This window comes from Nitratireductor aquibiodomus (assembly GCF_900105565.1).
GTDB classification, from domain to species: Bacteria; Pseudomonadota; Alphaproteobacteria; order Rhizobiales; family Rhizobiaceae; genus Nitratireductor; species Nitratireductor aquibiodomus.
The window spans coordinates 1,659,222-1,681,885 of sequence record NZ_FNSL01000001.1 but is presented as its reverse complement, the minus strand read 5'-3'; the positions used below and the strand labels follow the sequence as shown (position 1 = coordinate 1,681,885).

Sequence of the window (22,664 nt, the reverse complement as noted above, 5' to 3'; positions counted from 1 at the left end):
TCTGCCTGCCTTTACTGAGTCGCAATACGAGGATCGACCAAGCGATAGATGAGATCGGTGAGGAGATTGACGGCAATCACGAGGATGGACATGACGAGGAACAATCCCAGCAGCACCGGGTAGTCGCGCTGGGTCACGGCGTCGAACGTCAACCGGCCAAGTCCCGGCCATGAAAACACGGTCTCGACCACCACGGCGCCACCGATCAGCGCACCAACCTGCATCCCGGCCATCGTAACGACTGGCAACGCCGCATTGCGCAACATGTGCCTGCGCAGGATCGCGCCCTCCGCAACGCCCTTGGCGCGCGCTGTCTTCACGTGATCTTCCTGTGACACCTCGATGAGGGAAGAGCGCATGAGCCGGGTGTAGACCGCCATGTAAATGGCAGACAGTGTAACGGCCGGCAGGATCAGGTGACGCGCCACATCCAGAGCGTAGTTCCACGCCGAAAATCCGGAGGCGCGTATGTCGACATAACCAAACGCGGGCAACCACTCAAACTGGATGGAGAAGACGAGAACAAGCATCAGCCCCAGCCAGAAAACCGGCGTCGCATAGAGCAGCAGTGCCACCATCGAAATTGCCACATCCGACCATTTGCCGTGACGCCGCCCCGCAAGCGCTCCAAAAAAAACACCCCCGATCAATGAGAGAAAAAATGCGCTCAATGTCAGGATGAGGGTTGGGCCGAGCCGCTCAAGGATAAGATCTGAAACCTCCTGGCGTTGACGAAACGAATAGCCGAGATCGAATTGCGCGACCTTCAGCAGGTAGGTTCCGAGTTGCACGGGCCAGGGTTTGTCCAGGCCGTACTCCGCACGAATCTGCTTCAGAAAGGTTTCGTCCGCGGCACCGGATTGTCCGGCCATCACGGCAGCGGGGTCTCCCGGTGCCGCGTTGACCAGTGTGAAGTTGATGACCGCGATGAGAAATATCGTCAGGACAATCCCGGCTATGCGGAATCCGATACGGAGTAAGATTTCCAACCTGCTTTACTCCGCATAGCGCGCGGCGGCGAAGTTTCCGTTGACGCCGGTCGAAGTGGTGATGAGATTTTCGATCCGGGCGTCGTAAATGGTCGGATAGCGTTGCTCGGTGAGCCACAGCAGCGGCGCGTCCTCTACCAGAATCCGTTGAGCTTCGGAGTACAGTTCCTGACGCCTTGCATCCGAGGTCTCAACCGCCGCCTCGTCGAACAGCCTGTCGATATCGGGATTGGAATAGCCGGACGTGTTGGAGAACATCACCCCTTTGCGGATGTTGGAGGAGATGTAGGTGCGCGCGACACCAAGCGCAGGGTCGCCATACTGGTAAAGCATGTTGGTGGTAAGGTCGAAATCCCAATTCGAGATGGCCGACGCCCAGCCGCCAATATCATAACTGTCGAGAATCACCTCGATCCCGGCTGGCGCCACGGCCTGACGGAAATACTCCGCCGTGCGAACCCACATCTCGCCATAAGGCGCCACGGCAAAGCGCAGCGTGATGCGCTTTCCATCGCTGTCAGGCTTCAGACCGATTTCGTCCAGCAGGGCTGTCGCCTTCTCAACCGACAATTCATACTGTTTGACATCGCTTTCAAAGAAACGCGTCGTGGAGGCGATCGGACCCGTCGCCGGTTTCGCAAGCCCAAACATGATCCGTTCGGCAACGAATTTCTTGTCCGTCAGATGCATGAGCGCCTGCCGGAAGCGCTTGTCATTCATGGGCTCACGGCGGTTGTTGATCTCGATCCACAAGACAGGCGAGAACAACTCGTAGCCCTTGGTCGTCATCGTCAGATGGTCGAGCGCGGCGAGACGCTCCACGTCGAACGTCTCGATATCCATCCACTGCGCCAGCTGCGCCTCACCGGTTTCCATGGCAACCGCACGCGAAGCGGCATCCGGCACGATGCGATAGTAGATCTCGGTCAGATGCGGCTTTCCTTCCTGATAGTAGTCGGGGAAGGCCGTGAGATGGATATGCGAGCCACGCACCCATTCGCTGAATTTGAATGGGCCCGTGCCGACAGGCTTGTTGTTATAGGGGCTGTTCCGATAGTCCTGCCCTTCATAAAGATGCCTCGGCAAGATCGGCGCGGAAGAGGCTTCAAAGGCCAGAATAAAAGGCGCAAACGGCTCCTTCAGAGTAAAAACAACCGTGTGGTCGTCACGCGCCACGATGCTCTCGCACCGATCGAAATTTGCGCGCGCTCTCGGATGCACCTCCATGAGAAGATCGGCGCAGGAGAACACAACATCGGCGGCTGTAAAAGGCTCGCCATCGTGCCACTTGGCATTCTTCACAAGCCTGAAGGTATACATTTTCCCGTCTTCGGAGATCTCCCAGCTTTCGGCCAGTTGCCGCATTGGCTGAAGATCGAAGTCATAGCTGAGAAGGCTTTCAAATATTTTGCCGCCGACGACACCTGTCGGCGTCTGCTGATTCAGGGCAAGATTGAGAATTGGCGGTTCCGGCTGGAGGATTGCTGTCAGCCCGCCCTCGCGGTGCTGGGCGAGCGCACGCGGCGCGGGCGAAACGCCAAAGGCCGCCAGTGCCCCACACGCCAAGAGCATTTTATTGAAGTCGCGCCGTTCCATTCCACCCCTCCACTTTGTGTTTCTTGTACCCTGCATGCCCCGCTGGCTCGCCAGCGGCGAGAACACCTGCCTCCCGGCACATATCTGCAGCGTCCGATCATAGTGTTGTCGTGCTGATAAATTTTCTCGCGCGAACAGGCCAACCATTGCCGAGAATGGGCCAGAGAGGGCAGGTTGGCCTGATTGCGATAGTCATTTGCCCGCATGAGAGAGGCAAGGGCGCTCCTCTTTGCCAAAAGAGCCCCGTTGGGGTTTGCGCGCAGTGAGGGTATGTCTTTATGGATATTGCGATAGTGTCCCGCCTTGGGAAGCTGGAGTTTATGGCGCAGGCCTTGTCCGAAGCTCTGCCGGAAGCGCGGTTCTTTCATTGGCCCGAACCCGAAGCACTGAGTGCCGACATCGCCCTGTGCTGGGCTCCCGAACCGGGTGTTCTAGCACGCATGCCAAACCTCAGACTGATCCACTCGATCGGCGCTGGTGTGGACAGCATTCTCGCAGACCCGCATCTTCCGCCCGTACCCATCTGCCGCATTCGTGATGAAGGCTTGGCCCGTGCGATGGCGGATTACGTTCTTTGGAGCGTTCTTTATTTCCACCGGCAGTTCGACCGCGTCATCGCCAATGCCGGGCAGCATATCTGGCATCGTTACGAGCAAAGGGCCCGGGAAAAAATGCGTGTCGGCATCATGGGCCTGGGGAGCATTGGTTCTGAAGTGGCCAGTGTGCTGAGCCAGCACGGTTATCCGGTATCAGGGTGGGCACGTTCCAGGAAGGATATGGCTGGTGTTGACGTCTATGCCGGCGATGCGGAACTGCCGAATTTCCTCGAAAGTGCAAATGTGCTGGTCTGCCTGCTTCCGCTCACGGCTGAAACTGAGGGCATCCTGAATCACAGGCACCTCTCAATGCTGCCTGAAGACGCTTCGCTCATCCTTTGCAGCCGCGGCGAACACCTTGTGGTCGAAGACCTTCTGGAACTTGTAAAGTCAGGGCACATGCGCGGCGCTATTCTCGATGTCTTCACCAGCGAACCCCTGCCAGCCTGTTCGCCGCTCTGGAGTACGCCCGGCATACTTGTTACTCCGCACATGTCCGGCCTCGCAAAACCGCGCGATATTGCCTCCCAGATAGCTGAAAACATCGCCCGGCTTGAGCGTGGGGAAACGCCGCACAGCGTTATCGATCCTTCCGTGGGGTATTGACGATTGTTGTGTGGTGAACGCGACCTTGCGGCAAAACCAAGTCTTGATGGCATCCGTTTGGCAAAGCTCGTTTCTTGAAGTACTGAACCGGGCCGGTTTCGCTGGAGGTCATTTGGTTTAAGCTGTGCGGCCACGATCGCTTGATCCAGCGTGGCGTAATACTGTTCCTCCGCTTCGGCCGGAGGGATGTTTCCCGTGGGCTCTTGGTCACGCCGGTGGTTGGACCGGTCGGCCGGTTCGAGTGTTGCGAACTCGACGGCTTCGAAGTTGTGTCGATAGCAGTCAGTGGTTGTATTTTTCGGCAGAACTGGCGCGGTTCATGACTTATTTTTAACCGACTATCTAATCGGAATTGCAGATGATGGAGATGCATATACCTTTAGCCTGATTCCAGCGGCAGGGAGCGAAGACGAAGGAAATGGGCAGGGGTGTTGTGGGAAACGGTTGTCTCGACAGCAGCCGCCAGCGATCTGGCAATTGTGTCTTCGAAGAGTTTCCGCAGATCACGGGGCCGCGTCTGGCGACGCGTCTGGGCGGCGTCACTCATGTTTCCCGCCCGCCCGGTTCACTGGTCATCCCCAGAAGCAGGCACAATCTCATCAGCGTCCATCTTGGGCCTGTGCCGGGGATGCAGGTCGCGGTCGGATCCGACAGGCTGATGGTGTTTGACGCAGTTCCCGGTACAATCCTGATTGCGCCGGCAGGGGCGAGTGTCAGAAGCTCCTGGCCCTGTGCAAGGGAAAGCATCACGGTGATTTTGCCGGAAGCCGGTGTTGCGGAACTGCTCGCTGAGGAAGCAGGTCGTGGTATCGCCGGTTTCTCTCCACTGCCGCTTGGAACGACGGACGGATGGGTGCTGACCATTGCCGAGCAGCTTCGGACCGAGCTCGCAGATGCTCGGCAACCGAACGAACTCCTGGTTGAATCATTGATTGCGGTTCTCGGCGTTCATCTGCTGCGAAATCAAAGTGGCAACAGCAGGACGACCTGCACCGCAAACGGCGGGCTTTCGAAAAAGCAGATAAAGCTGGTGACGGATTATCTGGAAGATAATTTTGCCAGCAAAATATCTGTTGCGGACCTGGCTGCAATTGCCGGGTTATCCCGGCACTATTTCATTCAGGCCTTCGCGCGGAGTTTTGGGAAAACGCCACATGGTTACGTTATCGATCGTCGGCTAAATTTTGCCGAAGAACTGATATTAAAAGGCGATCATTCCATCGCAAATATTGCTTATCTGAGCGGTTTTTCCAGCCAAAGTCATTTGACGGCAACAATGCGAAAGAATCGTAACAGAACGCCAATGCAACTGCGGCGGTCGCGTTAAGGCCATATTCACCTAGAGATTTTGTCTCTCCATCCATGAAAGCTATTTCCTGAAAAGAAACACAGTTTTTTGAAAGACAAGGCGGCTAATATTGATGCCCACTGCCGGCGCGATTTGTTCGGGTTGGTCAGCTCTTTCTGAAACTGCGGCGCTAGATTTTCGTTACAGGAAACGCGACCAGGGCCCGAACCACAACGTTCGAGGGGGCCCCGACCATGCGAAAGCTGTCTTCGCCGACGGTGGAATTGCGCGCATTCTACTTGCGTGGCGATTTGCTTTTAAACAAATTGCATGGCTGCTTGATCGCAGCATTTCTGGTTGTGTTTGCGTGGGCCTTCATGGGGAGCACCGACGCGCAGGCTCAATCACAGCCGGCATTTCCGGGGTGTACCGCCGATACTTATCTGGCGCAGTATTCCAACACCAGGCTGTTCAGCTTCGATACCTCGGTCAATCCGTTCATCGTCAACCCGATCGGCCCCGCCTCGGGGATGACGTATAACGCAATCGGCTTCAATCCTGCCGATAACTACATTTATGCGCTTAGATCTACAAACCTTCTCAGGATCGGCAGTGATGGCAGTGTACGGGATTTAGGTCCGATTTCCGGACTCCCTTCAGGCTCGATCGCCGGTGAGTTTGGTCCTGGCGGGGCATATTACGTCGCCCAAGCTTGGAGAATTTATAGGATCAACGTCAATACAAGGACAGCGACATATAAGACGCTGACACAGCGTGTCGTTGCACACGATCTTGCTTGGCATAATGGGCTTCTTTACACCGCCGCGAACAACAACGGTCCCTTACGCTCCATAGACCCCAACACCGGTACTGTGACCGATATCGGCAACACAGGCGTTTCCAACAGTGGCTTCGGCGGCATGTTCGGCGCACCAAATGGTGTTTTCGGTGCCAGCAATGACGGTGGGTTTTATCAGTTCAACCTGAACACGGGCAAAGCCACACTGATTTCCGACCTGCAGGGCTCCGGCAACAATGACGGCGCCAAGTGCCCCACAGCTCCTTTTGCATATGCTGCAGATCTCGAAATCACCAAAGATAATGGGCGGACAGTCTACACATCAGGAGACACGACCTACACGATTACGGTGACCAACAAGGGGCCGTTCGGCGTACAGGATGCCGTTGTGCGCGATCCACTGCCTTCCGGCATCACCGTTGCCAACTGGACCTGCACCGCGAACGGAAGCGCGACATGCGATGCTGCGTCCGGTACGGTCGCAAACGGCAACGCCATCGATGATGCCCTGGTGAGCATCCCGGCTGGTGACAGCGTTGTCTTTTCGCTCACGCTCAACGTTCCCGCCTCCCAGAGAGGCGATCTGACCAACACCGTTACCGTCATCAGCCCTTCGGCTTCCCCGGACCCTGATCCGAGCAACAACACGGCTTCCGACACGGACATTTCCCGTCCGGTCCTGACACTTGAAAAGAATGTCGTGAACGACGATGGCGGAACGCTCAGCGCTTCGGACTTCACGCTTAACGCTAGCGGTCCATCGAATATTTCCGGCCGAAGTGGCGATGCAACCGTGACGAATGTGCCAGTCACTGCCGGCACCTACACGCTCGGTGAAGTGGCCGTACCAGGCTATTCGGCCAGCGATTACAGCTGTGTGATCAACAGCGCGGCGCCTGTCTCGGGCAACACGATAACGCTCGCCAATGGCGACGCAGCGATCTGCACGATCACGAATGACGACGATGCGGCGACCCTCACACTGCGCAAGACCGTGGTGAACAATGACGGCGGAACGAGCGGTATCGCGGACTTTACGCTGACGGCTTCGGGCCCGACCAACATCTCAGGCGTGACCGGAGATCCATCTGTCACGGCGTCCTCCGTTCCGGCCGGCACCTATACGCTGGGTGAACTCGCAGTGGCCGGTTATTCCGCCGGCACCTATCGCTGTTCGATCAACGGTGCGGCAACGGTGGTGAGCAACAGTCTGACGCTTGCCAGTGGCGCCGCCGCGATTTGTACCATCACCAATGATGATATCCCGCCGGCGGTGACGATTGGAAAGGCGCTTGTGGGGGAAACCGGGGCGCAGCCCGGCACGCCGGAACCCGGTGAGACACTGACCTATGAGATCACGCTGACCAACACGGGAGGTCAAGCCTCCAACTATGACGTTGTCGACGTTCTGGACAGCAAGGTCACTTTCTCGTCCGCGGATAACGGTGGTGCGCTTGTCGGCAGTGAGGTCCGCTGGGCCGGACTGACGGTGCCGGCGCAGGACGCAGGCACACCCGGCGTGCTGGTGTTGACAGTCAGTGTTGTCGTCAATGCTCTTTCGCCGGGCGATCAGGTCGCCAATCTTGCAAAGCGGCCCGGCGATCCGGATCCTGCCTGTCCGTCGGCACAGTGCGTGGTCATCCCGCCTCCGCCCCATATCGAGATTGAGAAAACGCTGGTCGGCGAAAGTGGCAGTTTTGACGGTGTGGCGGAGCCATCCGAGCAACTGACCTATCAGATAATGCTGACCAATCAGGGCAGTGCCACATCGACCTATGCGCTTCGTGATCGTCTTGACGTCAACACGACATTCGCCTCTGCCACCAATGGCGGGTTGCATTCCGGCGGCAGCCCGAACGGGGGGCAGGTGGACTGGACCAATCTCGCCGTTCCTGGTGCCAGCGGCGGCGTGCCAGGCACACTCGCGCTGCAGGTCGTGGTCGATGTCGCAGCGTCGCTGCCGGTGGGTACGACACGCATCACCAACATCGCCTTCGATCCGGGCGAGCCGGAGCCGGCCTGTCCGTCGCTGCAATGTGCCACGGTGCCGACCGCAGGTGATGTTTCCGTTGCCAAATCGCTTGCCGGCGAGAACGGAACGCAGCCGAACGTCGCCGAGCCCGGCGAGCAGCTGACCTATGAGATCACCCTCACCAACAGCGGTGGCGCTCCCGTCAATTATTCTGTCGACGATGTGCTCAGCCCGTACACCAGTTTCGTCAGCGCCTCGCCCGTGGGCGCTCTCAATGGCGGCACCTATACGTGGTCAGGCCTGACAGTGCCGGCGCATGATGGCACGAATGCCGGCGAACTTGTCCTGTCCATCTCGGTCGAAGTCGCCGATCCACTGCCGGACGGCACCGTGTCCTTGACCAACATTGCCAAGGAGACGGGAACCCCGGATCCATCCTGTCCCTCCGATCAGTGCGTCACGCTGCCGGCAGCACCAAACGTTTCCATGAGCAAGACCCTGACGGGTGAAAGTGGCAGTCTGCCAGGCACCGTGGAAGCGGGTGAACGTCTCACTTACACGATCACCCTGACCAATCAGGGCGGCGAGGCGTCCAATTTTGCGGTCGAGGATTATTTCGATCCGAACACGATCTTCGTCAATGCGAGCAATGGCGGCCAGCTATCTGGCGACCACATTGCCTGGTCGGGCCTGACGGTTCCCGCGCACGATGGCGTCAACCCCGGTCAACTGGTGTTGACCGTGCAGGTGGATGTCGCCGACCCGCTGCCAAACGGTGTCCCCAGTGTCTCGAACATCATCAAGGAACCTGGCGCTCCTGATCCCGTCTGTCCGTCCGCACAGTGCGTGGTGACGCCGACCGAGGGAGCCGTCACCATGATGAAGGAACTCGTGGGCGAAACCGGTTCCCAGGTCGGGGTGGCGGAAGCCGGCGAGACGCTGACCTATAACATCACACTGACAAACACCGGCGGTGAAGCGACAGGCTATGCCGTGCAGGACGTACTTGATCCCAATACGACTTTCGTTTCCGCTTCGAATGGTGGCGTCGACAACGGGACGACGATTGACTGGAGCGGGCTGACGGTTCCAGCCTATTCGGGAGGAGCGCCTGGAACGCTCGTGCTGACGGTGGCGGTCCGGGTGGTGGACCCGTTACCGGCCGGTGTCTCGCAGGTTTCCAATATTGCAAAGAAGCCAGGGGACCCTGATCCCGTCTGCCCCTCCAGCCAGTGCGTGATTACGCCGTCTGCGAACGTTGTGACGATTGCCAAGGCGCTAGTCGGTGAGGGCGGGGCTCTAGCCGGCATGGCCGAGCCCGGTGAGACGCTCACCTATGAAATCACCCTGTCGAATGACGGAGGCGCGGCAAACAATTACGCGCTTCAGGATGTGCTCGATCCCAACACGGTCTTTGTCTCGGCCACCAATGGCGGGGTCGACAACACCACGACGATCGACTGGAGCGGGCTCACAGTGCCTGCCCATGATGGTGCAAATCCCGGTACGCTGGTTCTCACGGCTGAAGTTCGTGTTGCAGACCCGCTGCCGGCGGGTGTCACCGAGCTGCGCAACATTGCCAAGCAACCGGGGGATCCAGACCCCTCCTGTCCCTCGAACCAGTGTGTTGTGACACTGGCACAGGACGCAAGGCTGGTGCTTGCGAAGACCGGTGCCTATGAGGACAGCAATGGCGATGGTGTCGCAAGCGTTGGTGATCTGATCCGCTACACTTTCACTGTTCGAAACGACGGCAATGTCGAACTTCAGGATGTTGCGCCGGTCGACAACGGGCCGACATTCGGCGGCAAGGCCGGCGCTGGCACCCTTTCGAGCTATACGCCGAACAGGGCGACACTGACGCCGGGCGGCGAGCAGGTCTTTACCGCCACCTATGCCCTGACACGGCCGGATATCGATCTGGCTGCGGGGTTGACCGATGCGGTGGAGAACAAGGCGGTTGCCCGCGGTTATGCCAACGGCAGTGTTGTGAGCGGTCAGCCAGTGGATTCCAATGAGAGTGCGTCTCTGCTGGCGCTGCCGGCGGCCACCAGCACGGTGTCGGTGGAAAAAGTCGCGCTGCTGCATAGCATACGCCGCGGCGAGCAGGCCCCGTTCGTAATCCGGCTCACTAATCACTCCGGTTCAGTCGTCACCGGTCTCACAGTCACAGACACGTTGCCGTCCGGCTTTCGCTATGTGGCTGGTTCGGCCAGCATGGATGGCGTTTCCGTCACGCCGCAGGTCAGCGGTCGCACGGTTCGTTTCGAGAACATCTCGCTTGCGGGTCACCAGACGGTTGAGTTCCGTCTGAGCATGCTGGCGCTGAGTTCCGCGGGGCCAGGCAAACACACCAACACGGCGTCGGTCACCGATGCGGGCGGAACGCCGCTCGCGCCGAATGCGAAGGCCGTGGTCGAGATACTGGTGGAGCCGGTGTTCGACTGCGGTGATGTCATCGGCAAGGTGTTCGATGACGTCAATCGCAATGGCTACCAGGACGAGGGGGAGCCGGGCCTGCCGGGTGTGCGCATCGCCACGGTCAAGGGCTGGCTCGTGACCACCGACCGGCATGGCCGTTTCCATGTCGCCTGCGCCATGCTGCCGGACCAGCGGATCGGCTCGAACTTCATCATGAAGCTCGACACCCGGACGCTGCCGACGGGCTATCGCGTGACGACGGAGAACCCGCGCGTGGTGCGGCTCACCGCCGGCAAGATGACGAAGCTCAACTTCGGGGCCTCGATCGGACGTGTCGTGCGGCTCGACCTCAGGGACGAGGCGTTCGAACCGGGTGGGACTGACCTTGTACGGCAGTGGAAGGAAGGCGTGGATCAGCTGATCGGTGTGTTGCGCAAGGAAGAATCGGTGCTGCGGCTGAGCTATGTGGACGCGTCCGCCGATGCTGACCTGGCCGGGGCAAGGCTGAAGGCGCTGAAGGCCCTGATCGGCAAGCGCTGGCGCGAGGAAGGTGCGCGCTATGCCCTTGAAATCGAGACGCGTGTGGAGGTGGGACAATGAGCACGGTCATCCTTTCGAAGCGCGCTTCCATGCGGCTTCTCGCACACCGCGCGCTTCTCCTGGCAGGCACGGCACTGATCGCATCGGCAGCAATGCCGGATGGTGCGGTTGCCGACGACCGGCCGGTGGTGCGCAATCTGCCGGTCGGGGAGAATCCGGAACGCGAGACGCTCGCCGATGAGGGAAGCATACCCTTCTCCATCAGCGTTGACGGCGAGACGGTTGAAGAAAGCGCGGCGCCGCGGCAGAAGCCCATGCCCACTGCCGGCCGGCAATCTGCGCAATCCAGGCCGGTCGACCGGCAGCGTCAGGCGGATGTCGGCCTGCATGGTGTGGACATTCAGATAAAGTTTGACGGGCTCGAGGCCGAGCCATTGCTCAATGTTGCGACGGTTTCGCGGCGCAGCCGGTACCGGGCTGGCGAGACCGTACGGTTTCTTGCATCGACCAACTATCCGGGCTTCATCGATCGGGCCGAGATTCGCATTCAGGAGGTGGATGCTGGCCGGGCGCGAACGAAGCCTTTCGCCATGATTCCTGTCGAGGTCAACGGTGAAGCGCAATGGACGATGCCAACGGCCGAAGAAGAGCGCGATTTCAGCTATGTGCTGAGGGTCTATGACCGAAGCGGCCGGTATGACGAAACGGAAGCGCTTCCACTCTCGCGCAGCGAAAAAACAATGAGGCCAGAGGCCGGCACAGCGGCTGCGGCGCCCGGAACCGGCGAAGACCGCACTGCCGTGCGCAACATTCCCGTGCGCGGCGGCGTGGTCACCGTTTACGGCCGCAATGTTCCGCCCGGGTATCGTGTCGAGGCGTTTGGCGAGACCATGCCGGTCGATCCAGACCGTGCTTTCGTCGTTAATCGCATCCTCCCTCCGGGCGATCACGGTGTGGAGGTTTCCGTAGAAGGGGTGTCGAAGAGCGGCGGGCTACATTTCGCCCGCGAGATCAACATTCCCGACAATGAGTGGTTTTACGTGGCGCTGGCCGACCTCACCATCGGCAGGCGCACGGGAGATGACAATATCGAGACTGTACGGCCCGGCGAGTATGATGACGTCTATTCGAAAGGACGGCTGGCCTTCTATCTGAAAGGCAAGATCAAGGGTGAGTATCTGCTGACAGCGGCCGCCGACACCGGTGAGGACGACATAGAAAACATGTTCCGCGACCTCGATGGCAAGGATCCGCGCCAGCTTCTGCGACGTCTCGATCCAGACGATTACTATCCGGTCTATGGCGACGATTCGACCTTTGTGGAAGACGCGCCGACCAAAGGGAAATTCTATATCAGGCTCGAGCGTGGCGACAGCCATGTCATGTGGGGCAACTACAAGACCAGCATCACCGGCACGGAGTTCTTACGCGCCGAGCGCGGCCTCTATGGCGCCAATGCGGTGTACCGTTCGGAAGGCAGCACGTCTTTTGGGGAGCGCAGCACGGAGGTCACACTCTACGCCGCCCAACCAGACACGCTGCCGCAGCGCGAGGAGTTTCTCGCCACAGGCGGCTCAGCCTATTTCCTGAAACGCCAGGACATTGTCGAGGGCTCGGAAACGGTCACCGTCGAAATCCGCGATGCGGTTACCGGCCGCATCGTCGAGCGCCGCGCGCTACAATACGGTCAGGACTACCGCATCGATTACCTGCAGGGCGTCATTATCCTGCATCGCCCACTCTCTTCCTCCACAGGCACCGATGCGCCGGTGCGCAATGGCGCACTCGGCGGAAACAAGGTTTATCTGACGGCGCAATACGAGTTCGAACCGGTGGCCGGAGACGTGGACGGATACGTCTATGGTGGTCGTGCCCAGCACTGGCTGAACGACAAAGTGCGCGTCGGCGTGACAGGCATGAACGAGACGACCGGGCTCGCCGATCAGCAGGCGCTTGGCGCGGACATCGAGCTGCGTCACACCGAAACCACGTTTCTCGAAGCGGAGGTGGCGCACTCCAAAGGCCCCGGTTTCGGCCTCTCGCGTTCGACCGATGGCGGTCTGAGCTCAAGCGATTACGGCACGGCAGGCAGCCGCGACCGTTCGGCCATGGCCTGGCGCGTGCGCGGGCAGGTCGATCTGGAAGACATCGAAAGCGCCGGCATGAAGGGAACGCTCGGCGGCTACTATGAAGAGAAACAGGCCGGCTTCTCCACGCTTTACGATCAGGTGAATGTCGACAAACGGATATGGGGCGCGCACGCCGATCTCGCCTTGAGTGACCGCGTGGGGCTGAAACTCGCCTATGATGATTTCAGCGACGACGACGGCCAGATCAAGCGCGACGGCACATCCAGCATTGCCTGGCAGGTGGATGAATACTGGAAGGTCTCCTTCGGGGTTTCCTACACCGAGCTGATGTCGCCGCGCGCCATCACGGCCGGAAAACGTGGGTATGACGGTTCCCGCCTCGATGCCGGTGTCCGTGTCGATTATCGCTTTGACGACGAGCATCTTGTCTATGTGTTCGGGCAGGCGACAGTGGAACGATCGGGTGACATAGACCGCAACGACCGCATCGGTGTCGGTGCAGAGGTGCAGCTGACGGAAGCGGTGGGCGTTACCGGTGAGGTTTCCTACGGCACGCACGGGCTCGGCGGGCTCGCCGCCATCAACTACGATCCCAACGATGATGAACATTACTACATCGGCTACAGGCTCGATCCCGACCGTGCGTTCGATCTCGACCGCAACCATGATCTTGTCGGTTCCGACGGCGGGGCGATCGTGGCCGGCATGCGCCGGCGTGTGGACGATGTGGCGTCGGCCTATGCCGAAAGCAGCTATGACATGTTTGGCCGCCGACGCGCGCTGACCCAGACCTATGGTGTGATCTACACCCCCGACGATGTGTGGACGGTGGATGCCGGGTTCGAGGCCGGTCGGGTGCGCGATGACACAATCGATCCGGCAACGGGGCTGCAACGCTCTGATTTTGATCGCTATGCGCCATCACTGGCCATCGCCTACAAGGATGAGGAAGCGGGTGTCACCGCCCGCGTGCGCGGCGAGGTGCGCATCGAGGATTCTGAAGACGGCACGCGGGACCAGAACACCTATCTGTTTGCGGCCGGGGTCTCTTGGAAGACAAGCGAAAACTGGCGCTTGATGGCTAATCTCGATGCCGTGATCTCCGATACGCGCTCGACGGTGACCTCCTTCAAGGATACCGATTACGTGGAGGCGTCGCTCGGCTATGCCTATCGGCCCGTCGATCACGACCGCCTCAACGCGCTTTTCAAGTATACCTGGCTCTACGACATGCCCGGCAACAACCAGCTTGTCAGCGGGGCGACGGGAGATGCTTATGCACCGGCCCAGCGCAGCCACATTCTGTCTGCCGACGTCACCTACGATCTGGTGCCCTGGCTGTCCATCGGCGGCAAGTACGGCTTCCGTTATGGCGAGGTGAAATACCGCACTGCCAGCGGCTCGGGTACGGGGTTTGAGCAACATTGGCAGCGCTCTTCGGCGCATCTGGGAATCCTGCGAGCTGATCTGCACGTGATCAAGAAGTGGGATCTCCTGCTTGAGGGCAGGGTGCTACACATGCCCGAGGCCAACACCACGGATCTCGGAGCGCTGACGGCGCTATACCGCCATGTCGGAAACAATTTCAAAGTTGGCGTCGGTTACAATTTCGGCCGCTTCTCCGATGATCTGAGAGACCTTACGCTCGACGATCAGGGCGTGTTTCTCAATGTCGTTGGAAAGTTCTGAGAAAGGGGGCACCAGACTGGGCCATCCTGTTTCCCTGAACAGTGCTTTCACTGTCGGTCTGGTAAAGCCGGAGAGGCATAATTCACCCTACGGTTGGTCGTCTCCGGTCGTCCCGGCGGTTAAGCTCGCTTCAAGCCATGATTTGGGGGAGCACGCAGGGCCATCTGAGTGTGGAGGAAGGTGTCTGGTCTCCCAGCTTTGAAGCAGACATCGACTTGAACATACGTGACAAACTCCTCGCCGAACGCGCTTCCTCGAAAATGTCCTTCGACAGTTCGGATGCGCTCTTTTCCTTCATCCCCGATTTGCAGGAACGCAGGTGGGTTGCAGCACCAAACGGAGGCGTTACGCATTCCGTTCGAGGAGCAGGTGAACTGTCCATTTCGGCCGAAAGTCACTATGCTACAGTCTTTCTGCGCCCTGTTGCCGGAGTTTTCACAACCATCGACAGTGATCGCCTTGAGGAAATCAACGTTCCTGCCGGAGCTGTCGGGGTGGCGCCGGCTGGAGTGCAGGGAAGGACGATCTGGCCGGTTTCCCGCGAGACCGTTGCCGTTGTCATTCCGCCAGGCAGGCTTAGAGCGCTCGCCGAGCAGGAATGTAGAGGCGGCATCGCGGACATCAGGTTCACACCCGCTGTATCGCCAGACCGGTGGGCGCTGCAGGTGGCGCAGATGTTTCGGGATGAACTGACCAGTGGTGTCGGCGTCAATGAGCTTTACGTTGACTCGCTCATCACGGTGTTCGGCATTCATATGCTGCGCAAATATGGGGATTCTGCGCCTGCCAGAAGCCGGGGAGGAGGCAAGCTCTCAAGCCGAAATGAGCACAGAATCCGTGAATTCCTGTCGGAGAACTTCAGGCAGAAGCTCAGCATCGCCGACCTGGCGGGTGAGTGCGGATTGTCACAGGGACACTTTATCGTTGCCTTCACAAGCACATTTGGCGAGCGGCCGCACCAGTATCTGATCAAACGCAGACTTGATCATGCTCAGCGCCTGCTTCTGGAGAGCGATATGCCAATAGCAGAGATTGCGTTATTCTGTGGCTTCTCAAGCCAAAGCCATCTGACTGCGTCCTTGAAAAGACATTGCGGTTTGACACCAAGGCAATTGCGCTCTCACGGTTAGAGGGGAACGCTGAAGCAAGCGAAAGGACATCCAGCCCCCGATCGGCCGATTTTGCGCCGCCTTTGACACCTGTTTGAAGAGCTGGGTTTTTCCAGCATCCGGTTGGTTGTCGAGGCCTGCTCGGCATGCACCATCTGGTTCACGGAACATCGGTGATGGCTTTCAATCTCGCTGCGGACAATGATGACGAAAACCGCAGCAGATAGGAACGCTCCCCCGGCGAGCACCGGAGGAGCGAGTGATTTTTGCCTTGAGGGCTGGCTTGTGTGAAAGCTATTCGGCCGCGTCGCGTCTGGGCAAAACCCAGCCTGGCCGCGGAAAGTGGCATGTATAGCCGTTAGGATAGCGCTCCAGATAGTCCTGATGCTCGGGCTCGGCTTCCCAGAAGTCACCGACCGGCTCAAGTTCCGTAACCACCTGGCCCGGCCAGAGACCCGATGCATTCACATCGGCGATCGTCTCTTCCGCCACGCGCTTTTGCCCGTCGTTCTCATAATAGATCGCCGAGCGGTACGACATGCCGACATCGTTGCCCTGGCGGTTCACCGTTGTCGGGTCGTGGATCTGGAAGAAGAACTCCAGCAAGCGGCGATAGCTCATTTTCTCGGGATCGAAGACAATCTCGATCCCCTCCGCATGGGTTCCATGGTTGCGATATGTGGCGTTCGGCACGTCGCCTCCGGTATAACCGACACGGGTGCTGATGACGCCGGGCAGCCTGCGGATAAGGTCCTGCATGCCCCAGAAACAGCCACCGGCCAAAACAGCGCGTTCCGTCATTTTACATCCTCCACCTGGTCCAGATAGTCACCGTAGCCTTCGGCCTCCATCGCATCACGATGAACAAAGCGCAGCGCCGCTGAATTGATGCAGTAGCGCAGGCCGCCGCGGTCTCTCGGTCCGTCTTCAAAGACATGCCCGAGATGGCTGTCGCCATGCGTGGAACGCACTTCCGTACGGATCATCCCGTGGGACGTATCCCGCAATTCGTTCACATTGGCGGGCACGATGGGTTTTGTGAAGCTCGGCCAGCCGCAGCCGGACTCATATTTGTCGCTGCTTGCAAAGAGCGGTTCACCGGAAACGATGTCGACATAGATTCCCGGTTCCTTGTTGTTCAGGTACGCGCCCGTTCCGGGTCGCTCCGTGCCGCTCTTCTGCGTCACGTGATACTGCTCCGGGGTGAGGCGGGCCAAGGCTTCGTCGGTCTTCTTGTAGTTCATTGGCAGCTCCGGCTTCCTGATTGTTCGTTCTGTGTTCATATCGGGCAATGGAAGGGAAACTCCACGCCCGCGGAGCCTGATGTAGGTATCGCTCCTGCGTGATCCCAATCATATTAGCGTGAACCGAAACGGAAGTCCGCCATGCCGCCTATGCGCGCGCCAGCAGAGTGCTTTTTTCGCTATTGCGACGCGTAGCCGGTGAGGAATGCCGTCAGATTGTCTGATAGCGCATCGCAGAGATAGCCGCCTTCCTGCACGATGACGCTCGGCAGGCCGAGGCTGGAGATCGCCTCCGCCATGCGGGCGAAGCCCGGCGTGCTGACGGACAGTCCGCCGAAGGGGTCGCCCTCGAACGCGTCGAGGCCGAGCGCCACGACCAGCGCGTCCGGCGCAAAGGCGCGGATGCGGCGGAACGCAGGCTGAAGCGCTTCCAGAAAGGCTTCATCGCCGGATTTGCGCGGCAGCGGCAGGTTGAGATTGTAGCCAAGGCCCGGTCCTTCGCCGCGCTCGTCGGCGTGTCCCCAGAAGAAGGGGTAGAAGCGCACCGGGTCGGCATGGATGGAGACGGTGAGCACGTCGGGCCGGGCATAGAAAATGCCCTGCGTGCCATTGCCGTGGTGCAGGTCGACATCAAGAATGGCGACGCGGGCGGCCTGTTTCCGAAGATGCTGCGCGGCGATTGCCGAATTGTTGAAGAAGCAGAAGCCGCCTGCGGCATCGGCAAAGGCGTGGTGGCCGGGCGGGCGCGAGAGCGCATAGGCGGCGGGCGCGCCGCTCATGACGGCCTCGGCGGCTTCCACGGCACTCCACGCGCTCCAGCAGGCGCTGTCCCAGGTCTCGGCCGAGATGGGGCAGGCGGTGTCGGCCATGTGGTAGCCGGCCTGTCCCACGGCGGAGGCCGGGTAGCGGCCATTGCGGCCAAGCGGGTGAATGTTCGGGATCACCTCTTCGGATGCGCCCTCGATGCGCTGCCAGCGCGTGTAGATGTGCTCCAGAAAGTCCAGATATTCCGGCGTGTGGATGGCGGCGATGGGACCGCGCCCATGCTCGCGGGGGCGCTCGATGGCGCAGCCGGCTGCCTTCGCGCCCAGGAGAAGACGCTCTGTCCGCTCGGGCTGCTCCGGGTTCGGCTGCGGCGCACCGCTTGAGAGGAAGGCTTTCGGATTGTGCTGTTTCTGCTCTACGGCGTAGAAGGCTTTCATCATTACCCCTGTCTTGTCTGACGGCTGGCCAACGCTTCAAAGGTTGCCCCATAAGCGGCGTGCGCGTGTTCGTTTTCATTCCAGCCGATGCCCAGCCGGGCGTAGAAGGCCTTTGCGTTGTGATTATCCGCATAAACCGAAAGCCGCAGGTAGACCCCGCCGCGCTGTTGCGACCACGCTGCCGTGGCAGCGAGCAGGGCTTCACCCGCGCCGCGCCCCCGCGCCTCTGGCGAGACGTAGAGATCCTGTACATAGACACCGGGCTTTCCGAGCCAGGTGGAAAACACCGGAAAGAAGAGGCTAAGCCCTGCAAACGCTCCATTGGCTTCTGCGATCAGGCAGGAGAAGGCCGCGTCCGGCCCGAAGCCGAAGCGACGGAAATCCTCCACCTGCGCGACAGCGTGCTCCTGCTCTCCGACATAGACGGCGAGGTCCATGATGGCGCGATGGATCGTCTCTGCGTCATCCGCCGCGGCAGGGCGGATCGAAAAGCCGGTGTCGGCGACGGCGTGTTTCGGCATGGGATACTCCTTAGAATGCGACCCGGTCGCCTCCCTTGAGGCCCAGCAGATCGCGCGCCTCGGCAGGAGAGGCGATCTCCAGCGAGAGGGCCTCCAGAACGGTTCGGATGCGTTTTACCTGATCTGCATTGGAGCGCGCCAGTTCGCCGCGTCCATTGTACAGGCTGTCCTCCAGCCCGACACGCACATTGCCGCCCATGGCCGCCGACATGCTGATCATCGGCATCTGGTGCCGGCCAGCCGCCAGAACCGAGAAGCTGTAATCGTCGCCGAAAAGCTTGTCGGCAATGCGCTTCATGTGCGTGAGGTTTTCCGGGTCCGGCCCAATGCCGCCCAGCACGCCAAACACGAACTGGATGAAGAGATGGCCAGAGACCAGCCCGCGATCGCGGAAATAGGCCAGCGAATAGAGGTGGCCGACATCGTAGCACTCGAACTCGAACCGCGTGCCGCAGCCCTGTCCGAGCCGGGTCAGGATGTTCTCCATGTCGGCGAAAGTGTTCTGGAAGATGGAGCTGCGCGTCGCCTCCAGAAGCTGCGGCTCCCATTCGTGCTGCCAGTCGGTCTTCTTTTCCAGCGCCGGAAAGAGGCCGAAATTCATCGAGCCCATGTTGAGCGAGCACATTTCCGGCTCGGCACGCAGGGCTGCGGCGATGCGGTCTTCCAGCTTCATCAGCGAGGAACCGCCGGTGGAGATGTTCACCACCGCATCCGTTGACTGCTTGATGCGCGGGAGAAACTGCATGAACAGCGCCGGATCGGCCGAGGGGCGGCCATCCTCGGGATCGCGGGCATGCAGATGCAGGATCGACGCGCCGGCCTCTGCCGCCGCGATGGCCTCTGAGGCGATCTGGTCGGGCGTGATCGGCAGATGGGGCGACATGGAGGGCGTGTGCACGGAGCCGGTGACCGCACAGGTTACGACGACCTTGCGGCCCGGCTTCTTCTTCATGCCATCGGTCTTTGTGTCTTTGGTCATGGTGCAGCTCAGCGGTTGACGGGGAGATCGAGTTCGGCGGCCAGTGCCTCGAGCGTGTCGCCCAGAATGGACGTGATGGAGCCGATCTCCTCGTTTGTGACGATCATGGGCGGGCAGACGAGGAAGTGATCGCCCTCGACCCCGCCGCGGGTGCGCCTGGAATAGATGATGAGCCCACGCTCATAGGCCATGTCGACCATGCGCTGATGCGCGTTCAGCTCCTTGGGCAGGGGCTTCATCGTCTCGCGGTCGGAGACGAATTCGGCAGCGAGCAGAAGCCCCTTGCCGCGCACGTCGCCGATGAAGGGGAAGCGCTCGGAGAGGCGTTCAAGCTCGCCCTTCAGCACCTCGCCCATCCGGGCCGCATTGTCGATCAGGCCGAGACGGTCGATCTCATTGAGCACTGCGACACCGGCCGCGCAGGCGAGCGGATTGCCGGCATAGGTGAAGCCGTGCTGGAAACCGCCGGCATCCAGAACGGGCTTAACGAGGCGGGAAGGGGCGGCCATCGCGCCAAGCGGGCAGTAGCCGGAGGCAAAGCCCTTGGAGAGCGCGATCAGGTCCGGCTTGCAGTTCCAGTGATCGCCGCCGAGGAATTTGCCCGTGCGCCCCACGCCGCTCATCACCTCGTCATGGATGAGGAGAATGCCGTAACGGTCGCAGATCTCGCGGATGCGCGGGAAATAGCTGTCCGGCGCAACCAGCGCGCCGGTCGAAGCGCCGCCGATGGGCTCCATGATGAAGGCGAGCACGCTTTCAGGGCCTTCGGCCAGAATCTTCTCTTCAAGCATGTCGGCATATTTGATGCCGCGCTGCTCCATGGTGAGATTGTCACGGTCGAGATAGGCGGTGGGAGCCGGGATTTTCGGCATCTCGCGCATCATCGGCGAGAACGGGTCGCTGAGCGCTGCATAGCCGGTCACGCCAAGCGCGCCGAGCGTTCCGCCATGATAGGAAGGGAAGCGCGAGATCACCTTCCAGCGTTCGCTCTGGCCCACGGCAAGCGCCCACTGGCGGGCGAGCTTGATGCAGGATTCCACCGCTTCGGAACCACCGGAAACGAAGAAGATGCGGTCCATGCCTTCCGGCAGGCGTTCCGCTGCCATGCGGGCGAGGTCTTCTGCCGGCTCGTTCTCGAAATGCAGGCGGTAGGCGAAGGTCACGCGGTCCATCTGGCGCTTCATCGCGTCGAGCACGTTGCGGTTGCCGTGGCCGATATTGACGACCATCGCGCCGCTCGACCCGTCGATCATGCGGCGGCCTTCCTGATCCCACAGATAGATGCCCTCGGCCCGGTCCACCAGCGGCCGGCGCAGGCGCGACTGGTAGAAGAGGTGAGACGGGGGGCGTTGTGTCGAAGATGTGTTCTGCATGGCGTGTCTCGCTCAGCGGGAGAGGTAACGGTCGAGGACATTCGATGTGACGCGCTCGACCATCGCGTCACCGCGTTTCAGCGCGGCCACCCATTCGCAGCTTCCGGCGTGGAACACCTCGCCACGGCCGCGCGGGAAATTGACGATCATGCCCGCGCCGCGCTTGATGCGGTTCACGGCCTCGTCGGACTGGTTGCCGACCAGCGTTTCGGCGACGAACTTTGCGTCGGCGTCGGAGAGAAACTGGTCGTCGACGGGAATGTCGGCGCTCTCCTCCTTGAGGGAGGACATGCCGAGCGCCAGGATCTCGAGCCCTTCGGGCGCGCCGGAATCCTCCGTCGGCTCCGGCAGACCGCCACGGATCACATAGTCGAGCCCGTCCACTTCGTAGCCGAAGGCATGACCATCCGCGCCCAGAAGGTCGCCGTAGTAGATGCCGGTTCCGGCGAAGGCCCAGTGCTCGGGCCGGTAGACGGGGAACCCGCGCACGCCGCGCGGCGCGCAGCCGCCCCAGCCCACGTAAAGGCCGCGCAGGGCGTTGAGGCCGAATGTCCGTGCGGCTGGCCGCCCGGTCTCTTCCGCTTCCCAGCAGCCGGAGGTGCGGCGTTTGTCTTCCGACTGATAGACCGGGTCTTCCGCACGCGCGCGGTATTTGTAGCAGACCTGCTTCTTGCCATCGTCTTCAAGCCGCGTCTGCCACATGAAGTTGCCGGCGAAACGGGCCGCCCTGCCGCCATTCTCGACATAGGCATCGACAGCGTCGCGCATCTCCCATGTCCAGTATTCGTCATGGCCGACGAAGACCACGCAGTCATAGCCGTCGAGAATTTCCGGCGTGAAGTGCAGCTCGTGCTGGCTCGCCAGATCGACCGCGTAGCCGGCGCGTTCCGCCCAGCGGAAGAAGTGGCTGTCATAGCTCGCCCAGCCGGCGGAGGCGTATTTCTTGGAATAGCCATTGGCATAGGCCCATTCCATGTGCGGATAGCGCGGGGGTGCAGCCGGCGGGGTGTAGATCTCCAGCGGCACGCGTGGCGCGTTCTCCGGCAGAACTGCGAAGCCACGGCAGAACGGGCGCTCGGTGCTGACCATGGGCGCATACTGGTTGCGTCCGGGGCCGGTAATGCCCTGATAGTGGTTGGAGCCGCCCCAGGTGTTGTAGGCGGTCCAGGTGCCGGTGGCGGCGACCTGCAGAATGCGGCCGGGCTTGCGACCGGCAAGCGGGCGCACGATGAACACATGATGGCAGGTGATGGCGTTGCCGTCACGGCTCTCTGCCGTCAGCGTGATGCGATAAGCGCCCGACGGCCAGTCCTCGCCGATGCGGAACGCATGCGAGACGGACCAGCCGCAACCGATGACGGAGCACTGGTCGGGCGTGTCCTGCCAGGCGGCGGCAAGGCCGTCCTGCGACAGGACCGGGGTTTCCGTTGCGCCGTCGCGCACGATCTCCAGCCGGTATCGGGAAGCGGTCGCGCTCACATGCAGGTTGACCGTCGCGCCCGGCGGATAGGCATAGGCGTCGGTGTAGCACCAGATTTCGCCGCGTGCGCCGTCCATGCCGGGAATTTCGTAATAGTGGCCCAGAACCGCCTCGCGGCGTTGCTCTGGCGTCAGCCCGAAATCGGGGAACTCGGTTTCGATGATATGCAT

General features: G+C 60.6%; 14 protein-coding genes and 1 pseudogene. 5 read left to right on the top strand and 10 right to left on the bottom strand.

All coding sequences use genetic code 11. The annotated features are described in order from the left end of the window. Positions 1-11: 11 nt before the first annotated feature. Together BLW55_RS07995 and BLW55_RS07990 are read right to left on the bottom strand one after the other, a co-directional pair. Complete coding sequence (locus BLW55_RS07995; RefSeq protein WP_090328063.1) at positions 12-989, bottom strand: ABC transporter permease; 978 nt, start codon at positions 987-989, stop codon at positions 12-14. Positions 990-995: 6 nt separating this feature from the next. Beyond that, positions 996-2,585: an ABC transporter substrate-binding protein gene (locus BLW55_RS07990; RefSeq protein ID WP_090328061.1), complete on the bottom strand. Its 1,590-nt coding sequence runs from the start codon at positions 2,583-2,585 to the stop codon at positions 996-998. A gap of 278 nt (positions 2,586-2,863) precedes the next feature. Here BLW55_RS07990 and BLW55_RS07985 point away from each other — a divergent pair, with 278 nt between their 5' ends. Continuing rightward, on the top strand, positions 2,864-3,787 hold the full coding sequence (locus BLW55_RS07985; protein ID WP_244509015.1) for a 2-hydroxyacid dehydrogenase: 924 nt from the start codon (positions 2,864-2,866) through the stop codon (positions 3,785-3,787). Positions 3,788-3,912: 125 nt separating this feature from the next. On the opposite strand, the pseudogene BLW55_RS21090 reads toward BLW55_RS07985, so the two are convergent. Next, a pseudogene (locus BLW55_RS21090) lies at positions 3,913-4,056 on the bottom strand (IS3 family transposase); the annotation flags it as partial. Between the two features lie 149 nt (positions 4,057-4,205). On the opposite strand from BLW55_RS21090, the gene BLW55_RS07980 reads away from it, so the two are divergent. The 4 genes from BLW55_RS07980 (at position 4,206) to BLW55_RS07965 (ending at position 15,716) form a co-directional block, all read left to right on the top strand. Continuing rightward, on the top strand, positions 4,206-5,114 hold the full coding sequence (locus BLW55_RS07980) for a helix-turn-helix domain-containing protein (protein ID WP_007007436.1): 909 nt from the start codon (positions 4,206-4,208) through the stop codon (positions 5,112-5,114). Between the two features lie 299 nt (positions 5,115-5,413). Further along, positions 5,414-10,867: a DUF6923 family protein gene (locus BLW55_RS07975; RefSeq protein WP_177175046.1), complete on the top strand. Its 5,454-nt coding sequence runs from the start codon at positions 5,414-5,416 to the stop codon at positions 10,865-10,867. Further along, a complete protein-coding gene (locus BLW55_RS07970; protein WP_090328054.1) occupies positions 10,864-14,586 on the top strand; it encodes a TonB-dependent receptor in 3,723 nt (1,240 codons plus the stop codon). The genes BLW55_RS07975 and BLW55_RS07970 overlap by 4 nt, the downstream gene beginning before the upstream one ends. A gap of 215 nt (positions 14,587-14,801) precedes the next feature. Next, a complete protein-coding gene (locus BLW55_RS07965) occupies positions 14,802-15,716 on the top strand; it encodes a helix-turn-helix transcriptional regulator (protein WP_177175045.1) in 915 nt (304 codons plus the stop codon). A gap of 273 nt (positions 15,717-15,989) precedes the next feature. On the opposite strand, the gene msrA is transcribed toward BLW55_RS07965, so the two are convergent. The 7 genes from msrA to BLW55_RS07930 all read right to left on the bottom strand — a co-directional run bounded on the left by msrA (position 15,990) and on the right by BLW55_RS07930 (position 22,664). After that, positions 15,990-16,496 (bottom strand): peptide-methionine (S)-S-oxide reductase MsrA, encoded by a 507-nt coding sequence (gene msrA, locus BLW55_RS07960; RefSeq protein ID WP_007008964.1) that lies wholly within the window; start codon positions 16,494-16,496, stop codon positions 15,990-15,992. Beyond that, the gene (gene msrB / locus BLW55_RS07955) at positions 16,493-16,939 is read right to left on the bottom strand and encodes a peptide-methionine (R)-S-oxide reductase MsrB (protein ID WP_007008963.1); all 447 of its coding nucleotides are present in this window, start codon (positions 16,937-16,939) and stop codon (positions 16,493-16,495) included. Before msrB ends, msrA begins: the two co-directional genes overlap by 4 nt. 179 nt (positions 16,940-17,118) lie before the next feature. Further along, positions 17,119-18,141, bottom strand: a complete 1,023-nt coding sequence (locus tag BLW55_RS07950; protein ID WP_065816017.1) for a histone deacetylase family protein — start codon at positions 18,139-18,141, stop codon at positions 17,119-17,121. A 2-nt stretch (positions 18,142-18,143) separates the two neighbouring features. Further along, the gene (locus BLW55_RS07945) at positions 18,144-18,662 is read right to left on the bottom strand and encodes a GNAT family N-acetyltransferase (protein WP_007008961.1); all 519 of its coding nucleotides are present in this window, start codon (positions 18,660-18,662) and stop codon (positions 18,144-18,146) included. A gap of 10 nt (positions 18,663-18,672) precedes the next feature. Then, on the bottom strand, positions 18,673-19,641 hold the full coding sequence (gene kce / locus BLW55_RS07940) for a 3,5-dioxohexanoate:acetyl-CoA acetone transferase (RefSeq protein WP_025031486.1): 969 nt from the start codon (positions 19,639-19,641) through the stop codon (positions 18,673-18,675). An 8-nt stretch (positions 19,642-19,649) separates the two neighbouring features. Next, positions 19,650-21,014 (bottom strand): aminotransferase family protein, encoded by a 1,365-nt coding sequence (locus BLW55_RS07935; RefSeq protein WP_090328050.1) that lies wholly within the window; start codon positions 21,012-21,014, stop codon positions 19,650-19,652. Between the two features lie 12 nt (positions 21,015-21,026). Then, positions 21,027-22,664 (bottom strand): N,N-dimethylformamidase beta subunit family domain-containing protein, encoded by a 1,638-nt coding sequence (locus tag BLW55_RS07930; RefSeq protein ID WP_090328047.1) that lies wholly within the window; start codon positions 22,662-22,664, stop codon positions 21,027-21,029.

Excerpts from the sequence above, each read along its gene's own strand:
- BLW55_RS07930 (WP_090328047.1), bottom strand. The coding sequence starts at position 22,664 with ATGCATATCATCGAAACCGAGTTCCCCGATTTCGGGCTGACGCCAGAG.
- BLW55_RS07980 (WP_007007436.1), top strand. The coding sequence starts at position 4,206 with ATGGGCAGGGGTGTTGTGGGAAACGGTTGTCTCGACAGCAGCCGCCAG.
- msrA (WP_007008964.1), bottom strand. The coding sequence starts at position 16,496 with ATGACGGAACGCGCTGTTTTGGCCGGTGGCTGTTTCTGGGGCATGCAG.
- BLW55_RS07985 (WP_244509015.1), top strand. The coding sequence starts at position 2,864 with ATGGATATTGCGATAGTGTCCCGCCTTGGGAAGCTGGAGTTTATGGCG.
- BLW55_RS07945 (WP_007008961.1), bottom strand. The coding sequence starts at position 18,662 with ATGCCGAAACACGCCGTCGCCGACACCGGCTTTTCGATCCGCCCTGCC.
- BLW55_RS07950 (WP_065816017.1), bottom strand. The coding sequence starts at position 18,141 with ATGAAAGCCTTCTACGCCGTAGAGCAGAAACAGCACAATCCGAAAGCC.
- BLW55_RS07970 (WP_090328054.1), top strand. The coding sequence starts at position 10,864 with ATGAGCACGGTCATCCTTTCGAAGCGCGCTTCCATGCGGCTTCTCGCA.
- msrB (WP_007008963.1), bottom strand. The coding sequence starts at position 16,939 with ATGAACTACAAGAAGACCGACGAAGCCTTGGCCCGCCTCACCCCGGAG.
- kce (WP_025031486.1), bottom strand. The coding sequence starts at position 19,641 with ATGACCAAAGACACAAAGACCGATGGCATGAAGAAGAAGCCGGGCCGC.
- BLW55_RS07990 (WP_090328061.1), bottom strand. The coding sequence starts at position 2,585 with ATGGAACGGCGCGACTTCAATAAAATGCTCTTGGCGTGTGGGGCACTG.
- BLW55_RS07935 (WP_090328050.1), bottom strand. The coding sequence starts at position 21,014 with ATGCAGAACACATCTTCGACACAACGCCCCCCGTCTCACCTCTTCTAC.